The sequence below is a fragment of the Amycolatopsis sp. SID8362 genome (assembly GCF_010550475.1).
Taxonomy (GTDB): domain Bacteria; phylum Actinomycetota; class Actinomycetes; order Mycobacteriales; family Pseudonocardiaceae; genus Amycolatopsis; species Amycolatopsis eburnea.
The window spans coordinates 1-951 of the sequence record NZ_JAAGNB010001848.1; the positions used below are offsets into that span (position 1 = coordinate 1).

General features: G+C 73.0%; 1 protein-coding gene and 1 pseudogene. One reads left to right on the forward strand and one right to left on the reverse strand.

Annotation, left to right across the window (positions count from 1 at the left end; genetic code table 11):
- Positions 1–638: trans-acting enoyl reductase family protein (locus tag G3I65_RS56120; RefSeq protein ID WP_203612785.1), on the reverse strand; the 638-nt coding region annotated here is incomplete at its 3' end.
- Between the two features lie 110 nt (positions 639–748).
- Between G3I65_RS56120 and G3I65_RS56125 the strand changes: the two are divergent.
- A pseudogene (locus G3I65_RS56125) lies at positions 749–951 on the forward strand (alpha-hydroxy-acid oxidizing protein); the annotation flags it as partial.

Consider the following 951-nt stretch of genomic DNA (forward strand, 5'->3'; position numbering starts at 1 on the left):
GCGAACCGGCCGGCGGGCCGCGGCTCGGCTGCCGCCCGCTCCTTCGCGACCCGCGCCCCGGCCGGCAGCCGGGACATGATGGTCAGCGCGCTGAGGAACGTGCCGCCGGACGGCATCCCGCCGGCCCGCACGTAACCGTCGATCTTGAGCGGCACGCCTTCGGGCAGCTGCCGCACGGTGTACCGGACGCCGAGGTCGTGCGGGATCGAGTCGAACCCGCACGCGTGCACCAGCCGGGCCCCGGTTTCGCGGGCGCGCCGGTCGTGCGCCAGGTACATCCGGTCGACGAACTCGGGTTCGCCGGTGAGGTCGACGTAGTCCGTGCCCGCCTCGGCGCACGCCGCCACCAGCGGTTCCCCGTGCGCCAGGTATGGGCCGACGGTCGTGATGACCACTTTCGCTGATTCAGCTACGGCCTTCAGCGACGCGGGGTCCGCGGAGTCGGCGATCAGCAGGTCCAGGTCGGCGAACCGGTCGTCGATCGCCGCCAGCCGCGCCCGGACGGCCTCGAGCTTGCCGCGGTTGCGCCCGGCCAGTGCCCAGCGCAGGCCGGCGGGCGCGTGGCGGGCCAGGTACTCGGCGGTCAGCCCGCCGGTGAACCCGGTGGCACCGAACAGGACCACGTCGTGCGCGCGCATCGCTTCTCCTCTTCCGACGTCGGGCCCGCTCAGGTTACCCGTCGGTCACTTCGGGGCGCCGGGTGAAAGTACCGGCGAGTACAGTCCCCTCGAACGCGAGGAGGCAACCTGTGACCGAACGCTTCGGCAGCTATCAGAACGAGCTCTACCTGCAAGGACTCGGTGGTCAGCTGCCGCCGTGCTCGACCGACTCGACGAAGCTCGAGGCGTCGGCCCGCGAGCTCATGGCGCCCGGTCCGTTCTCCTACGTCGCCGGCGCGGCCGGCTCCGGCGCGACCGCGCGCGCCAACCGCGAGGCGTTCGACCGCTGGCG